The sequence below is a fragment of the Herbaspirillum sp. WKF16 genome, assembly GCF_028993615.1.
In the GTDB taxonomy this organism is placed as follows: domain Bacteria; phylum Pseudomonadota; class Gammaproteobacteria; order Burkholderiales; family Burkholderiaceae_D; genus Herbaspirillum.
Window position 1 is genome coordinate 2,387,265 of the sequence record NZ_CP118632.1, and the last position, 14,684, is coordinate 2,401,948.

Consider the following 14,684-nt stretch of genomic DNA (forward strand, 5'->3'; position numbering starts at 1 on the left):
TGGATCAGAAGATGTGGCGGATGCCGACGCCGACGGTGGTCAGGTTGGTCTTGCCGGTGGCCGAGTTGGTCAGCTCATAGATGGACGCATCCTTGGCCTTGTTGTAGTCGACCGTGGTGTAGACCTGGGTGCGCTTGGACAGGGCATATTCAGCCCAGCCAGCCACCGTGTAGCGCTTGCCGTCGCCGACGTTGCCCACGGTGCTGTAGGCCACGTTCTTGCTCTTGTCGTAGTAGAACGCGCCGGTCAGGGTCAGGGCGCTGGTGGCCTTGTAGCTGGTGCCGAAGAACAGGCCGGTGTCCTTGCGCTGGACGCCGGGCAGGCCGCCTGTCGCAGTCGTGGCCGCGGTCGAGTAACCGGTGGTGGCCATGTATTGCGCGGTCTTGCCGGTGGAGTCCTTGATGTTGAAGTAGCCGCCGTACAGCTTGACGACGCCGAAGTCATAGGACGCCGACAGGTTGTAGGCGGTGTCCTTGTTCCTGGCGTTGTCGTTGGTCTGCTGGAAGCCGCCGCCGATAGCGAAGGCGCCGGCGGTGTAGCGCAGCGCGCTGCTGAACTGGCTGTTGCTGCGATTCGAGCCGGCGGTTTCACCGAAGGCATAGCTGACGCCGACCGACACCGGGCCGAAGTCGTTGTCATAGCGCAGCATGTTGGGCGTACGAACCAGGCTGGCGGCGGCCGGCAGCCAGGAATTGGTTTCGTAGTTGCCCACGGTCAGCGGGTCGAAGTGATCGGCCAGCAGGTCGAACAGCGGAGTGTTCTGGCGACCGACGCGGACCTTGCCGAAGCCGCCTTGCAGGCCGACCCACGATTGGCGGCTGAACAAGGTGTTGGCGGCGCTCATGTTGCCGTTGTCGCTGGAGAAACCGTTTTCCAGTTGGAACATGGCTTTCAGGCCGCCGCCCAGGTCTTCGGTGCCCTTGAAGCCGATACGGCTGTTGGCGATGGCGCCGTTGTCAACGCGGAAGTTGCTGTTGCCTTGGGCGTTGTCGTTGCTCAGATAGCGGATGCTGGTGTCGACGATGCCGTAGATGGTCACGGTCGATTGGGCAAACGCGGCGCCGCCGGTGGTCAAACCAGCCGCGAGCAGCAGCATGGAACTCTTCTTCATAGGTAGTCTCTCCTGATACCACGATGTTGTTTAAGTGGCGCCGCGGAGCGACTTCATGTGCCTCCCCCGGAACGCCTGTCGTGCCGTCGTTCTTTCTGCTGTGCGGATGCTTGGTGAACGTACGGCCCAGCCTTAATAAAGGCAGGATCGAAGGATAGCAGAAGGCTTATTGGTGAAATGTTTGAATTGAGGCCAAAAAAATTTATTTTTTTAATTATTAATAGAATATTTTACGTATTTTGAAAAAGTATTTATATTTTTTTTCAAAATGCAGCGATTCGCATCGTGCGGGATGATGGCCTCCGATGACGCCGGGCAACGGCGGTTTCGAGCCGGGTGGCGCAGGCGGCCGACGCCGCAGGCGGGGCGCTTGCGCCAGCAAAAAGCCCGGCCGGGAAAACCGGGCCGGGCTTTGAACAGCGGCGCAGGCAGGGCTGCGCCGAGGGGGCCTTACTGCACCTTGGCCTTCTTGCGCAGTTCTTCCTGGTAAGCCTGCAGCTTCTTCTGTTGCAGGGCTTCGGCGATCTGCGGCTTGACTTCGTCCAGGGTCGGCACCTTGGCCGCGCGGACGTCTTCCAGCTTGATCACGTGCCAGCCGAACTGGGTCTGCACCGGAGTCGGGGTGACTTCACCCTTCTTCAGGGCCACCATGGCGTCGGAGAACGGCTTGACGAACGAGGCCGGGGTGGCCCAGTCCAGGTCGCCGCCGTTGGCTGCCGAACCGGTGTCCTTCGACTGCTTGGCCAGGTCTTCGAACTTGGTGCCGGCCTTCAGCTTGGCGATGATGGCGTCGGCGTCTTCCTTCTTGTCCACCAGGATGTGGCGGGCGTGGTATTCCTTGTCGCCGGCCTGGGCCTTGAACTTGTCGTATTCAGCCTTGATGTCGGCGTCCGACACCGGGTTCTTTTTCAGGTAGTCGGCGATCAGCGCGCGGATCACGATCGACTGGCGGGCCAGTTCCAGCTGGTTCTTCACGTCCGAGCTGCTGGACAGGCCTTGCTTGTCCGCTTCCTGCATCAGGATTTCACGGTTGATCAGTTCTTCCTTGATGGCGCCGCGCAGCTGCGGGGTGTCCGGCTGTCCTTGCGAGGTCATTTGCTTGACCATCAGGTCGGCGCGCGAGGAAGGGATGTTCTTGCCGTTGACCACGGCCAGGTTTTGCGCGAAAGCGGGGATGGAAGCGATTGCAAACAGCAGAACCAGCAGGCGAGCGGGTTTGAATGTCATTGTTGAAATCCTAGAAAAGAAAGGAATGAATCAAAAACGGAGATTGGAAAACAGGAGGGATGGCGTCGTTCGTTGTTCTTGGTCTCAGTTCTTTGCCTCTGATGGGGTGAGCGCCACGATGGCCAGCGCGTGAATCTCATGCTGCATCAGATCGGACAGGCAATCATACACCAGCCGATGCCGGTTCACCCGATTTTTACCCTCAAACAACTCCGATACCAGGCGCACCCTGTAATGCCCTCCGCCCGAGGCCGCGCCCGCATGACCGGCGTGCAGGGCGGACTCGTCCTCGACCAGACATGCCTCGGGCGAGAAAGTTGCAAGAAGCCGCTCGCGGATGCGCTCGGGGCGGGTATCCGGGCCGCTCATTCGGCATCCTTCATGTACTTCGAGAGGAACAGGCTCTGGGCGACGATGAAGGCGAACATCAGCCCCATGCTGCCGAACATCTTGAAGTTGACCCAGGTGTCGAGCGGATAGTTGAAGGCGACGTACAGGTTAAGCAGGCCCATGGCCGAGAAGAACACGATCCAGGCCAGGTTCAGGCGCGGCCACAGCGGCTCGGGCAGGCTGACCTGCTTTTCCATCATGACGCGGATCAGGTTCTTCTTCATGAACAGCTGCGAGAACAGCAGCGCCGCGCCGAAGCACCAGTAGAGGATGGTCGGCTTCCACTTGATGAAGGTGTCGTCGCGGAAGTAGATGGTGGCGCCGCCGAAGACCACGATGATGGCCAGCGAGACCCACAGCATGGCGTCCACCTTGCGCCGGCGCAGCAGCAGCCAGCCGATCTGCCCCAGCGAGGCGACGATGGCCACCGCGGTCGAGAGCAGGATGGGCGCCTGCGCGGCGGTGACGGCGCCGGCCGACATGGCGCCGCCCAGGTATTGCATGACAAGATCCTGCGCGGCCGCGGGATGGCCTTCGGCCCACTTGAAGACGCCGAAAAACAGGATGACGGGGAACAGGTCGAACAGAAACTTCATCGGACGGATTTTTTCATGAATCGGGTTGATCGGTGTTCATCCGTTACACATCGAAACAGCTCGGGCTGCGTCCTCAGGCGGGATCGAAGCGCAGCGAAGCCGAATTGATGCAATAGCGCAGTCCGGTCGGCGGCGGGCCGTCGGGGAAGACGTGGCCCAGGTGGGCGTCGCAGACGTTGCAGATGATCTCGGTGCGAATCATGCCATAACTGCGGTCCACTTTTTCACGCACGTTGGCCGCATCGATGGGTTCGAAGTAGCTGGGCCAGCCGCAGCCCGAGTCGAACTTGGCGTCGGAGGTGAACAGCGGGGTGTCGCAGCACACGCAGGTGTAGGTGCCGGCCTCATGGTGATCCCAGTAGCGGCCGGTGAAGGCGCGCTCGGTGGCGGCTTCGCGGGCGACCTGGTATTCGATGGGCTCGAGCTGCTCGCGCCACTGGGCTTCGGTTTTTTCTACGCGCTTGGTCATATGGGCTCCTGTTGTGCCGGCGGCGGCGCTGGTCGCGTTTGCCGGACGGCAAGTGTAATGCTTTATGGGGACGCGCGCCCGGTCAGGACGAGCAGCTCACTTCCAGGTGGCTGGCCCAGCCCGGCGGCAGCTCGGCGTATTGCTCATGCTCGGGTTGCTCGTCGTAGGGGCGGCGCAGGATGGCCTGCAGTTTCGCCACTTCCGAGAAATCCCTTTGCTGGGCCTTCTCGATGGCGACCTGGGCCAGGTAGTTGCGTAGCACGTATTTGGGGTTGACGGCGTGCATTGCAAGCCGGCGCCGGCCGTCGTCGCTGCCCTCGGCCTGCAGCCGGGCGCGGTATTGCACGGCCCAGGCGTCGAAGGCGGGCCGGTCGATGATGAGGTCGCGGATCGGCTCGTCGGCCTGCGGCTCGCCGACCCGCAGCTCGCCCAGGCGGCGGAAGAACAGGGTGAAGTCGACCCGGTTCTCGCGCAGGATGGCGAACATGGCGTCGATCAGCTGTTCGTCTTCCGGGCGCACCGTCGCCAGGCCGAGCTTGGCGTGCAGCAGTTGTTCCTGCCTGGCCTCGAACACGGCCTCATAGCCGGCCAGGGCGGCCTCGGTGTCTTCCACGCTGCCCACCAGCGGCAGCATCGCCTGGCCCAGCGCGAAGCAGTTCCACTGGCCGATGCGCGGCTGCATCTGGTAGGAGTAGCGGCCCTGCTGGTCGGTGTGGTTGCAGATGTGGCGCGGGTCGAAGGCTTCCATGAAACCGAAGGGGCCGTAGTCCAGCGTCAGGCCGAGGATGGACATGTTGTCGGTGTTCATCACGCCGTGCATGAAGCCCACCGCCTGCCATTGCGCCATCAGTTCGGCGGTGCGGCGCGTGACCTCGGTGAGCAGCGCCTTGTACGGATTGGCCTGCGCCAGCAGCTCGGGATAGAACTGCGCCAATACGGCGTCGGCCAGGACCTTGAGCTCATCGAAACGCTGGTTGTAGTACCAGTGCTCGAAGGAGCCGAAGCGGACGAAGCTGGGCGCCATGCGCGTGACGACCGCAGCGCTCTCGGCCGTCTCGCGCTGCACGCGCTGGTCGGAACCGGTGACGGCCAGCGCGCGCGTGGTCGGGATGCCCAGCGCGGCCATCGCCTCCGAACACAGGAACTCGCGGATCGAGGAGCGCAGCACGGCGCGGCCGTCGCCCATGCGCGAGTAGGGCGTCTTGCCCGATCCCTTGAGTTGCAGCTCGATGCGGCCGCGGCCGTCGGCGGCGGCGACGTCGCCCAGCGAAATCGCCCGGCCGTCGCCCAGCTGGCCGGCCCAGACGCCGAACTGGTGGCCGGAATACACCGCCGCCAGCGGCTGCGAGCCCGCGCCGATGCGGTTGCCGGTGAAGAGGTCGAGGAAGTCCGGATCCTGGAGTGCGGCGGCCGTCAGGCCGATGGTCGCGGCCGCGTCCTCGCTGAAGCCGACCAGGTAGGGGGCGGGCAGCGGCGTGGGCTGCAGGCGCGTATAGAAGGCCGGCGGCAGCTCGGCGAAACGGTTGCCGAAGCTGGGCAGGGCGCCGGTTTGCTGCGCGGGCGCAGCGGCGGTATCGGATATGTTGATGGTCATGGCTGGCAGATGATGCCTGGACGCCGCGCTTGCAAGGGGCGGGCGCGGCGGCCTTGCGGCGCAATCCGCCATTTTGACAGAGAAGCGCGAATCCCATAGGATCGCGCTACTTTTCAGCCCGCCCGATTGCGGCCGGGCAACTTTCCGACGCAGGCATCCGTGGAGTTCGCACTCATCACATTTCTGAACGGCCTGGGCTACGGCTTCCTGCTGTTCATGCTGTCCTCCGGACTGACGCTGATCTACAGCATGATGGGCGTGCCGAACTTCGCCCATGCCAGCTTCTACATGCTGGGCGCCTATGTCGCCTATTCGATCGCCGGCGTGCTGGGCTTCTGGCCGGCGCTGCTGATTGCGCCGGTGGTGGTCGGCGTCGCCGGCGCGCTGGTCGAGCACTACGGCCTGCGCATCGTGCACCGCTACGGCCACGTGCCCGAGCTGCTGTTCACCTTCGGCCTGTCCTACCTGGTGGTGGAGCTGGTACAGCTGGTCTGGGGCCGCTCGCCGGTGCCTTACCGCATTCCGCCCAGCCTGGACGGGACGCTGTTTACCCTTTATTCGACCGCGTTCCCGGTCTATCGCGGTTTCATGCTGCTGGTGGCGACATCGATGCTGGCGGCGATCTGGCTGCTGCTGCGCCATACCCGCATCGGCCTGACCATCCAGGCCGCGCTGACGCATCCGCAGATGGCCGAGGCGCTCGGCCACAACGTGCCGCGCGTATTCATGCTGGTGTTCGGCGGCGGCTGCGCGCTGGCGGCGCTGGCCGGCGTGATCGGCGGCAACGCCTTCGTCACCGAGCCGGGCATGGCGGCCTCGGTGGGCAGCATCATCTTCGTGGTGGTGGTGGTCGGCGGCCTGGGCTCGCTGGCCGGCGCCTTCATCACCTCCATCCTGATCGGCCTGATGCAGACCTTCGCGGTGGCGCTGGATTATTCGGCCGCCGGCCTGCTGGCCGCGCTGGGCATCGCCGCGCCCGCCGCCGGCCCGCTGGCGCCGGTGTTGCGCCTGACCCTGGCGCAGGTCGCGCCGGTCCTGCCTTACCTGCTGCTGGTGGCGATGCTGATCGTGCGGCCCAAGGGCCTGATGGGCAAGCGGGAGGGATGAGGCGATGAAGAGATCCCTGCTGCCCTGGCTGTGCTTTGCGCTGGCTCTGCTGGCCGCGCCGCTGGTGTTCCCACAGAGCGGCTCGCTGTCGCTGCTGTCGCAGATGGGCACGATGGTGCTGCTTTGCCTCTCGTACAACATGCTGCTGGGCGAGGGCGGCATGCTGTCCTTCGGTCACGCTGTGTATTCCGGCCTGGGCGCGTTCGGCGCCATCCACCTGATGAACCGCATCGGCGACGGCAGCCTGCCGTTCGCCTTCCCGATCACCCTGGTGCCGCTGGCCGGCGGCGTGGTCGGCGCGTTGTGCGGCGTGGCGTTCGGTTACCTGACCACGCGCCGGGCCGGCACCACCTTCTCGATGATCACGCTGGGGCTGGTCGAGCTGGTCTCGGCCTGCGCGCTGATGTTCCCGGAGCTGTTCGGCGGCGAGGGCGGGATTTCCGGCAACCGGGTGGTGGGCGAGCCGGTGCTGGGCATCAGCTACGGGCCGCAGCTGCAGGTCTACTACCTGATCGCCGCCTGGCTGCTGGTGTGCGCCATCGCTATCCACGCCATCCGGCATACGCCGCTGGGGCGCATCCTCAATGCCGTGCGCGACAACCCGGAGCGCGCCGCCTTCATTGGCTACGACCCGCAGCGCGTGCGCTACCTGGCGCTGATCCTGTCGGCCTTCTTCGCCGGCGTCTCGGGCGGGCTGTCGGCCATCAATTTCGAGATCGTCAGCGCCGAGTACGTGGGCGCGCTGCGCTCGGGCGCCATCCTGCTGTTCACCTTCATCGGCGGCGCCGCCTATTTCTACGGCCCCATCATCGGCGGCGTGGTCGGCGTGCTGTTCGCCTCGCTGCTGTCGGCCTATACCCAGGCATGGCAGTTCTACCTCGGCGCCTTCTTCATCCTGATCGTGATGTGCCTGCCCGGCGGGCTGGCCAAACTGGTCGACGACCTGGCGCGCGTGCTGCGCGCGCGGGCGATGGATGCCGGCCTGGCGCGCCTGCTGGCGGGACGGGCGGCGGCCGGCACGCTGCTGCTGGGCGGCGTCGTACTGGCCACCGAGATGGCTTACCAGCTCAGCCTGGGCAGCCTGGCCGACAGCGGCGAGGGCATGGCGCCGGTGCGCCTGTTCGGCCTGGATTTCGATGTCCATTCGGTCGCGGCGTGGGGACTGTCGGCTGCCTTGTGCGCGGCCGGCGTCGCCGCCATCGCGCGCTGGCGCGCGCCCTGGTCGGCGGCCTGGAGCCGCGCCTGGAAACGCGTGGAAGCCGCCGAGCAGGCCGGCCGCGAAAGCGGGGCGCCATGAACGAGACCTTCTCGCTGGAGCTGCGCGGCCTGCGCAAGAGTTTCGGGCGCGCCGAGATCATTCGCGGCGTCGAGCTGCAACTGCGCGCGGGCGAACGCTGCGCGCTGATCGGCCCCAATGGCGCCGGCAAGTCCAGCCTGTTCAACCTGGTCTCCGGCCGCCACCGCGCCGACGCCGGCAGCGTCCTGCTGCATGGCGCGGACATCACGCGCGGCACGCCGCAGGCCATCAATCGCCTGGGGCTGGCGCGCAGCTTCCAGATTTCCAGCCTGTTCCCGCGCCTGACGGCATTCGAGAACGTGCGCTGCGCGGTGCTCTGGAAACTCGGCTACCGCTACGCCTTCTGGCGCCGCATCGGCCGCCTGCGGGATGCGGCCGAGCGCGCGCACGCGGTGCTGGAGCGGGTCGGCCTGCAGGCGCGGGCGCACTTGCCGGCCGGCCAGTTGAGCTACGCCGATCAGCGCGCGCTGGAAGTGGCGGTGACGATCGCCGCCGATGCCTCGGTGATCCTGCTCGACGAGCCCACCGCCGGCATGAACCGCACCGAGGCCGAGGCCATGGTGGCGCTGATCCGCGAGGTCACGGCCGGCAAGACGCTGCTGATGGTGGAGCACGACATGCAGGTGGTGTTCGACCTGGCCGACCGCATCGCGGTCATGGACAACGGTCGCGTGATCGCCTGCGACAGCGCCGCCGGCATCCGCGCCAATCCGCAGGTGCAGCGCCTGTACCTGGACCGGAGCGGCCATGGCTGAGCGCCAAGCCTTGTTGGAAGTGGCCGGGCTGCATGCCTGGCATGGCCAGAGCCACGTGCTGCAGGGCGTGGACCTGCGGGTCGGCGCGGGCGAGATCGTCAGCGTGCTGGGGCGTAATGGCGCCGGCCGCTCCACGCTGCTCAAGGCCCTGGTCGGGCAGCTCAGGAGCGAGGGCTCGGCGCGCTTGGGCGGTGTTGCCATCCTCGGCTTGCCAAGCTATGAGATCGCCCACAAGGGCATCGCCTACGTGCCGGAGAGCCGCGACGTGTTTCCGGCGCTGACGGTGGAGCAAAACCTGCTGCTGGGCCAGAAGGGCGGCCGCCCGCCTGCCGGCGGCTGGCGCTTCGACGACATGTACGCCATGTTCCCGTCGCTGTACAGGCGGCGCGGTGTGGCCGGCGGCGCGCTCTCCGGCGGCGAGCAGCAGATGCTGGCGCTGGCGCGCGCGCTGATGGGCAATCCCTCGCTGCTGTTGATCGATGAACCCACCGAGGGCCTGGCGCCGCAGATGGTGGAGCAGGTGGCGGGCTGCCTGGAACGGCTGCGCGAGCGCGGGGTTGCGGTGCTGCTGATCGAACAGAAGCAGGCCATCGCGCTGGACCTGGCGCAGCGCGTCTACGTGATGGGGCGCGGCCGCATCGTGTTCCACGGCACGCCGGCCGAGTTGCTGGCCGACGACGGCGTGCAGCGCGACTGGCTGGCGCTGTAGAAAGAGCGGCGTTTTTCGCCGGATGCCGATGGCGGCGGCCGGGGCGAGCGCCGACAATCGTGGTTGTCCATCACCATTGCGCCGCCACCCATGCTGAACTGGCTGCTCCTGCTCGCCCTGGCCGTACTGGCCGTCTACGCCGCCGACCGCGCCTGGCTGGCGCACGTTGCGCGCGCCGGCCGGCGGCTGCACGATCCGGATGGCTATCTGGAACTGACCGCGCGCATGACCGAGCTGTGCCATGGCGACCGCGCGCGGGTGGATCTGCTGATCGGAGAGCAGAAGCGCCTTCACCCGCAGGCTACGCATGCCGAGGCGGTGCGGCTGGCGATGCGGCGGCTGCTGGATCCCGAGGCCGCGGGACGAGAGGAACGGGAATAAAAAACGGCGGCTCCGGGGAGCCGCCGTTTTTGTTTCGCAAAGCAGCGCGGGGGGCGCTTGCTTACTTGTTCACCAGCCGGGCCGGCAGCGTCAACGTCAGCAGGCCGCCCAGCACCAGCGACACCGCCAGTACGTACATGCCGGCGTTGGTGCTCTGGGTGGCGTCTTTCAGCCAGCCCACCAGGAACGGGCTGACGAAACCGGCCAGGTTGCCCAGCGAGTTGATCAGCGCGATGCCGGCGGCCGCCGCAGTGCCCGACAGGAAGGCCGTCGGCAGGCTCCAGAACAGCGGCAGCGTGGTCAGGATGCCCATGCTGGCCAGCGTCAGCGAGGCCATCGCCATGACGGTGTTGTGGTCGTACACGGTCGAGGCCAGCAGGCCCACGCAACCGAAGAAGGCCGGGATGGCGACGTGCCAGCGGCGCTCGCGGCGGGCGTCGGCGCTGCGGCCGATCAGCACCATCGCCACCGCGGCGAAGGCGTAGGGGATCGCCGTCAGCAGGCCCACGTTCAGGGGATCGGTCACGCCGGTGGTCTTGATGATGGTCGGCAGCCAGAAGCTCACGCCGTACAGGCCCATCACGAAGCAGAAGTAGATCAGCGCGCCCAGCCATACCTTGCCGTTGGAGAACATGGCCGACAGCGACAGGTGCTCCTTCTGGCTTTCTTCCTGGCTGATGTTGGCTTCCAGCAGCTTCTTTTCATCTTCGCTGAGCCAGTGGGCGTCGCGGATGCGGTCCTTCATGTACAGGATCACCAGCACGCCCAGGATCAGCGAGGGCACGGCTTCCAGCAGGAACATCCACTGCCAGCCGGTGTGCCCCCAGACGCCCGGCATGGCGTGCATGATCCAGCCCGACAGCGGGCCGCCGATCACGCCCGAGAGCGCGATGCCGGTCATGAACAGCGCGGTGATCTTGCCGCGGCGCGCGGCCGGGTACCAGTAGGTCAGGTACAGGATCACGCCCGGGAAGAAGCCGGCCTCGGCCACGCCCAGCAGGAAGCGCATGATGTAGAACATTTCCGGCGTGGTGACGTAGGCCATGGCGCCGGAGATGATGCCCCAGGTGATCATGATGCGGGCGATCCACATGCGCGCGCCCACCTTGTGCAGGATCATGTTGCTGGGGATCTCGAAGACGAAGTAGCCGATGAAGAAGATGCCGGCGCCCAGGCCGTAGATGGTTTCGCTGAACTTCAGGTCGGAGAGCATCTGCAGCTTGGCGAAACCGACGTTGACGCGGTCGAGGTAGGACGCCACGTAGCACAGGAACAGCAGCGGCAGCAGCCGCCAGGTCACCTTGGCGTAGGTGGCGTCTTCAAAGGATGCCTGGCTTGCGCCGGGCGAGGCGGTGGCGCCTGCGTTGTAGCTCATGTCTCTCTCCTGATTTCGTTTGGATTTCTTATTGTGATCCGCGTGCGCGGTTTCGCCTGTTCCGGTGCGTTGCTTGTTGTTGTCGCATCCGGCGGCGGAGCCTCATTGTAGTGACGGCGGCGCTATTGTCAATGCAATATCGCCGCCGCCGGTCAAGCCCGCATTGTGCTGACGTCGCGCTTACACGCAGCGCCCGCCGTCCACTTCGATGCACACGCCGGTGACGAACTGGGCTTCGTCGGAACCCAGGTAGAGGCAGGCGTTGGCGATGTCCTCCGGGGTGGAGAAGCGGCCCATGGGGATGGTGGCGACGAACTTCTTGCGGTTTTCCGGGGTGTCGGGCACCCCCATGAACTCCGCCAGCAGGCCGGTGGCCGAGATCACCGGGTTGACGCAGTTCACGCGGATCTTGTCCGGACCCAGCTCGGCCGCCATCGACTTGCTGGTGGTGATGACCGCGCCCTTGCTGCCGTTGTACCAGGTCAGGCCCGGACGCGGGCGGATGCCGGCGGTGGAGGCGATGTTGACGAAGGCGCCGCCGCCGACCTTGCGGAAGTGCGGCACGAAGGTCTTGGCCGAGAGGAAGATGCTCTTGACGTTGACGGCGTAGACGCGGTCGAACTCGTCTTCTTCCACTTCCAGCATGGGACGGTTGCGGTGCGTGGTGCCGGCGTTGTTGACCACGATGTCGAGCGAACCGAAGCTCTCCAGGGCGGTAGCCAGCAGGCGATCCATGTCGGCGCGCTTGGAAACGTCGGCCTTGGCGAAGACCGCGCGGCCGCCGGCTTGCTTGATCTCTTCCACCACGCGCAGGCCGCCGGCCTCGCCGATATCGGCCACCACCACCGCCGCACCCTCGCGCGCATAGGTCTTGGCGATGCCTTCGCCGAAGCCGGATCCGCCGCCGGTCACGATGGCTACTTTGTCTTTCAAACGCATGCTATGTCTCCTTGGTAAATACGATCGGGTAATGGGGACGCGGATCAGCCGTGGCGGATCGCGATGGTCTTGAGCACGGTGAAGCCGTAAAGCGCCTCGAAGCCTTTCTCGCGGCCGTGGCCGCTGGCCTTGACGCCGCCGAAAGGCAGCTCGACGCCGCCGCCGGCGCCGTAGTTGTTGATGAACACCTGACCGCTGCGGATCGCCCGCGCCATGCGCATCTGGCGGCCGCCGTCGCGGGTCCAGACGCTGGCCACCAGGCCGTAGTCGGTGCCGTTGGCCAGGCGCACGGCCTCGTCCTCGTCCTCGAAGGGCATGGCCGCCAGCACCGGGCCGAACACTTCTTCCTGCGCCAGGCGGTGTTGCGGCGGCACGTCGCGCAGCAGCACGGGCGCCTGGTAGAAGCCGGAGGCGGGGGCCTTGGCGTCGACCGCGCCCTGGCCGGCGATGGCGATCCTGTCGTTGCGGGCGTCGGAGAGGAAGCCCGCCACGCGCTCCTGCTGCGTCTTGCGGATCAGCGGGCCGCAGTCCAGGTCCATCTGCGAGGAGCCCACGCGCAGCCTGGAGAACAGGTCGCCCAGGCGATCCAGCACCTTCTCGTAGGCGCCGCGCTGCACCAGCAGGCGGCTGCCGGCCGAGCAGGTCTGGCCGGCGTTCTGCACGATGGCGTTGACGATCACCGGCAGCATGGCGTCGAAGTCGGCGTCGTCGAACACCACCTGCGGCGACTTGCCGCCGAGCTCCAGCGTGACCGGGGTATGGTGCTCGGCGGCGCCGCGCACCACCACCTTGCCGATGTTGGGCGAGCCGGTGAAGGAGACGTGATCGACGTCGGGATGCCGGACCAGCATATCGCCGGCCTCGTGGCCGTAGCCGGTGACGATGTTCAATGCGCCCTCCGGGAAGCCCACCTCGGCGGCCAGCTCTGCCACCCGCAGGATGGACAGGCAGGCGTCCTCGGCCGGCTTGACCACGCAGGTGTTGCCGGCGGCCAGCGCGCCGCCGACGCAGCGGCCGAAGATCTGCATCGGATAGTTCCATGGCACGATGTGGCCGGTCACGCCATGCGGTTCGCGCAGCGTCAGCACGGTGTAGCCGGACTGGTAGGGAATGGTCTCGCCGTGCAGCTTGTCGGCGGCGCCGGCGTAGAACTCGAAGTAGCGCACGATGGCGGCGGCGTCGGCGCGCGCCTGCTTCATCGGCTTGCCGCAGTCGCGGCCTTCGAGCTGAGCCAGCTCTTCCTGGTGATCCTGCAGCTTCAGCGAGAGCTTCATCATCAGGCGCCCGCGCTCGGCCGCCGAGAGCTTGCCCCAGGCGCCTTCGTAGGCGCGGCGGGCGGCCTTCACGGCGCGGTCGATGTCGGCCTCGTTGCCGCGGGCGATGGATTCGAAGACCTGGCCGTCGGAAGGGTCGACCACGGGAATGCTTTCGCCGGAAGAGGGTTCGACCCAGCGGTTGTCGATGAAGTGCTGTTTCATGGGCGGTGCGTCCTTTCGAAGATGTCGGGAACGGAAATGCGTGCGGCCGCTGCGGGCGATCCGACGGCAAGGCAAAACGAAGAGCGCAACGGCAGGGCGGCGTTCGCGTGGGCGCGCCTTGTGGGGGTGGTCTCCTGTCGTTGTGGCGCGCACCGTGGTTCGTGGCGACGGCGGCGCTGTTATGGGTGCCCAATCTAAGGCAGCGCCGGAAAGCTGTCAATTTATTTTACTAATTTCTCGGCCGCATTCTTCGCCGAAATCGTTCTGCGCGCGCAGCAAATCCGCTACCATGCGCATCATCACCAAGGGCGTCCGAGGCTGCGCGACCATGCGGCATTGCAGCGAAAGACGCCTAAAAAAATCCATCACCAGCGGAGACCACATGCCCAGATCCAGCCAGCCGCGCGATCCCGGCGCCGATGCGGCGGATGCAGCACGGCGCGCGCCGTCGGCCAAAGTTGTCAACTTGAAGAGCGCAGGCCGGCCGGCGGGCTCGCCCGAGATCCTGACGCTGGCCGCGGCCGGCCTGGGGCCGGTGCGTCCCGAACGCTTCGCCGAACGGGTCTACGAGACGCTGTTCCACGCCATCGTCGAAGGCCGCATCGCGGTGGGCGGCAAGCTGCCCTCGGAGAACGACCTTGCCACGCTGTTCGACGTCTCGCGCCCGGTGGTGCGCCAGGCGCTGGACCGGCTGCGCGAGGACCAGATGGTGGAATCGGTGCGCGGTTCCGGCACCTATGTGAAGGAGAAGCCGGGCCTGGCCGCGACCGCGGCGCAGGGCGCCGAGCCGGAGACCCGCATCGGCCACATCATGAACGGCCTGGAGCTGCGCCTGGTGATCGAGCCGGAGTGCGCCTACATGGCGGCGCTGCGCCGCAATGCCGACGACCTGGAGAAGATGGAGCGCCTGCTGCAGGGCTTCGAGGAAGCCAACGCGGTGGGCGGCATCGCCCACCATTTCGACTTCGCGTTCCACGAGGCGATCGCCACGGCCACCGCCAACATGCGCTTTGTGCAGGTGATGAAGACGCTGGAGTACGACGTCAGCCACGCGGTCAACATGCTGCGCCACCTGATGCACATCCCGCCGTGGAAGCGTTCGCAGGATGCGATGGACGAGCACCGCAAGATCTTCGAGCTGATCCGCGTCCAGGATGCCGAAGGCGCGCGGCGCGCCATGCACGGCCACATCGAGAACGCGCGCACGCGCATGTTCAACAGCAGGCCGGGCCTGTGAAGGTTGCGATCTGCTGTCA

At 66.3% G+C, this 14,684-nt stretch carries 16 protein-coding genes; 6 read left to right on the forward strand and 10 right to left on the reverse strand.

Annotated elements, in window-relative coordinates:
* Nucleotides 1-4 precede the first annotated feature (4 nt).
* The 6 genes from Herbaro_RS10870 to Herbaro_RS10895 all read right to left on the reverse strand — a co-directional run bounded on the left by Herbaro_RS10870 (nt 5) and on the right by Herbaro_RS10895 (nt 5,387).
* Nucleotides 5-1,111, reverse strand: coding sequence for a porin (locus Herbaro_RS10870; RefSeq protein ID WP_275013836.1), 1,107 nt, complete (start codon nt 1,109-1,111; stop codon nt 5-7).
* A gap of 450 nt (nt 1,112-1,561) precedes the next feature.
* Entirely contained in the window at nt 1,562-2,338 is a 777-nt protein-coding gene (locus Herbaro_RS10875; RefSeq protein ID WP_275013837.1) for a peptidylprolyl isomerase, read from the reverse strand.
* 84 nt (nt 2,339-2,422) lie between these two features.
* Nucleotides 2,423-2,707, reverse strand: a complete 285-nt coding sequence (locus Herbaro_RS10880; protein ID WP_275013838.1) for a BolA family protein — start codon at nt 2,705-2,707, stop codon at nt 2,423-2,425.
* On the reverse strand, nt 2,704-3,324 hold the full coding sequence (locus Herbaro_RS10885; RefSeq protein ID WP_275013839.1) for a septation protein A: 621 nt from the start codon (nt 3,322-3,324) through the stop codon (nt 2,704-2,706). The genes Herbaro_RS10880 and Herbaro_RS10885 overlap by 4 nt, the downstream gene beginning before the upstream one ends.
* A gap of 73 nt (nt 3,325-3,397) precedes the next feature.
* A complete protein-coding gene (gene msrB, locus Herbaro_RS10890; protein ID WP_275013840.1) occupies nt 3,398-3,793 on the reverse strand; it encodes a peptide-methionine (R)-S-oxide reductase MsrB in 396 nt (131 codons plus the stop codon).
* 82 nt (nt 3,794-3,875) lie between these two features.
* Nucleotides 3,876-5,387, reverse strand: a complete 1,512-nt coding sequence (locus Herbaro_RS10895) for a protein adenylyltransferase SelO (protein ID WP_275013841.1) — start codon at nt 5,385-5,387, stop codon at nt 3,876-3,878.
* A gap of 159 nt (nt 5,388-5,546) precedes the next feature.
* Here Herbaro_RS10895 and Herbaro_RS10900 point away from each other — a divergent pair, with 159 nt between their 5' ends.
* From Herbaro_RS10900 to Herbaro_RS10920, 5 genes are all read left to right on the forward strand, one after another.
* Entirely contained in the window at nt 5,547-6,494 is a 948-nt protein-coding gene (locus tag Herbaro_RS10900; RefSeq protein ID WP_275013842.1) for a branched-chain amino acid ABC transporter permease, read from the forward strand.
* A 4-nt stretch (nt 6,495-6,498) separates the two neighbouring features.
* Nucleotides 6,499-7,791 (forward strand): branched-chain amino acid ABC transporter permease, encoded by a 1,293-nt coding sequence (locus Herbaro_RS10905; protein ID WP_275013843.1) that lies wholly within the window; start codon nt 6,499-6,501, stop codon nt 7,789-7,791.
* Entirely contained in the window at nt 7,788-8,546 is a 759-nt protein-coding gene (locus tag Herbaro_RS10910; RefSeq protein WP_275013844.1) for an ABC transporter ATP-binding protein, read from the forward strand. The genes Herbaro_RS10905 and Herbaro_RS10910 overlap by 4 nt, the downstream gene beginning before the upstream one ends.
* Entirely contained in the window at nt 8,539-9,255 is a 717-nt protein-coding gene (locus tag Herbaro_RS10915; RefSeq protein WP_275013845.1) for an ABC transporter ATP-binding protein, read from the forward strand. Before Herbaro_RS10910 ends, Herbaro_RS10915 begins: the two co-directional genes overlap by 8 nt.
* Before the next feature lie 63 nt (nt 9,256-9,318).
* On the forward strand, nt 9,319-9,636 hold the full coding sequence (locus Herbaro_RS10920; RefSeq protein ID WP_275013846.1) for a hypothetical protein: 318 nt from the start codon (nt 9,319-9,321) through the stop codon (nt 9,634-9,636).
* Between the two features lie 61 nt (nt 9,637-9,697).
* On the opposite strand, the gene Herbaro_RS10925 is transcribed toward Herbaro_RS10920, so the two are convergent.
* From Herbaro_RS10925 to Herbaro_RS10940, 4 genes are all read right to left on the reverse strand, one after another.
* Nucleotides 9,698-11,011 carry an MFS transporter gene (locus Herbaro_RS10925; RefSeq protein WP_275013847.1) on the reverse strand — a complete coding sequence of 438 codons (1,314 nt, stop codon included), beginning with the start codon at nt 11,009-11,011 and terminating at the stop codon, nt 9,698-9,700.
* A 180-nt stretch (nt 11,012-11,191) separates the two neighbouring features.
* The gene (locus Herbaro_RS10930) at nt 11,192-11,950 is read right to left on the reverse strand and encodes an SDR family oxidoreductase (RefSeq protein WP_275013848.1); all 759 of its coding nucleotides are present in this window, start codon (nt 11,948-11,950) and stop codon (nt 11,192-11,194) included.
* Nucleotides 11,951-11,994: 44 nt separating this feature from the next.
* Entirely contained in the window at nt 11,995-13,428 is a 1,434-nt protein-coding gene (locus Herbaro_RS10935) for an aldehyde dehydrogenase family protein (RefSeq protein ID WP_275013849.1), read from the reverse strand.
* A 216-nt stretch (nt 13,429-13,644) separates the two neighbouring features.
* Nucleotides 13,645-13,812, reverse strand: a complete 168-nt coding sequence (locus Herbaro_RS10940) for a hypothetical protein (RefSeq protein WP_275013850.1) — start codon at nt 13,810-13,812, stop codon at nt 13,645-13,647.
* On the opposite strand from Herbaro_RS10940, the gene Herbaro_RS10945 reads away from it, so the two are divergent.
* Complete coding sequence (locus tag Herbaro_RS10945) at nt 13,811-14,665, forward strand: FadR/GntR family transcriptional regulator (protein WP_275013851.1); 855 nt, start codon at nt 13,811-13,813, stop codon at nt 14,663-14,665. The two genes, Herbaro_RS10940 and Herbaro_RS10945, sit on opposite strands and share 2 nt — an antisense overlap.
* The last annotated feature ends 19 nt before the right edge of the window (nt 14,666-14,684 follow it).

Coding starts and splice junctions, on each gene's coding strand:
- Herbaro_RS10870 (WP_275013836.1), bottom strand. CDS start 1,111: ATGAAGAAGAGTTCCATGCTGCTGCTCGCGGCTGGTTTGACCACCGGC.
- Herbaro_RS10875 (WP_275013837.1), bottom strand. CDS start 2,338: ATGACATTCAAACCCGCTCGCCTGCTGGTTCTGCTGTTTGCAATCGCT.
- Herbaro_RS10880 (WP_275013838.1), bottom strand. CDS start 2,707: ATGAGCGGCCCGGATACCCGCCCCGAGCGCATCCGCGAGCGGCTTCTT.
- Herbaro_RS10885 (WP_275013839.1), bottom strand. CDS start 3,324: ATGAAGTTTCTGTTCGACCTGTTCCCCGTCATCCTGTTTTTCGGCGTC.
- msrB (WP_275013840.1), bottom strand. CDS start 3,793: ATGACCAAGCGCGTAGAAAAAACCGAAGCCCAGTGGCGCGAGCAGCTC.
- Herbaro_RS10895 (WP_275013841.1), bottom strand. CDS start 5,387: ATGACCATCAACATATCCGATACCGCCGCTGCGCCCGCGCAGCAAACC.
- Herbaro_RS10905 (WP_275013843.1), top strand. CDS start 6,499: ATGAAGAGATCCCTGCTGCCCTGGCTGTGCTTTGCGCTGGCTCTGCTG.
- Herbaro_RS10910 (WP_275013844.1), top strand. CDS start 7,788: ATGAACGAGACCTTCTCGCTGGAGCTGCGCGGCCTGCGCAAGAGTTTC.
- Herbaro_RS10915 (WP_275013845.1), top strand. CDS start 8,539: ATGGCTGAGCGCCAAGCCTTGTTGGAAGTGGCCGGGCTGCATGCCTGG.
- Herbaro_RS10925 (WP_275013847.1), bottom strand. CDS start 11,011: ATGAGCTACAACGCAGGCGCCACCGCCTCGCCCGGCGCAAGCCAGGCA.
- Herbaro_RS10930 (WP_275013848.1), bottom strand. CDS start 11,950: ATGCGTTTGAAAGACAAAGTAGCCATCGTGACCGGCGGCGGATCCGGC.
- Herbaro_RS10935 (WP_275013849.1), bottom strand. CDS start 13,428: ATGAAACAGCACTTCATCGACAACCGCTGGGTCGAACCCTCTTCCGGC.
- Herbaro_RS10945 (WP_275013851.1), top strand. CDS start 13,811: ATGCCCAGATCCAGCCAGCCGCGCGATCCCGGCGCCGATGCGGCGGAT.
- Herbaro_RS10940 (WP_275013850.1), bottom strand. CDS start 13,812: ATGTGGTCTCCGCTGGTGATGGATTTTTTTAGGCGTCTTTCGCTGCAA.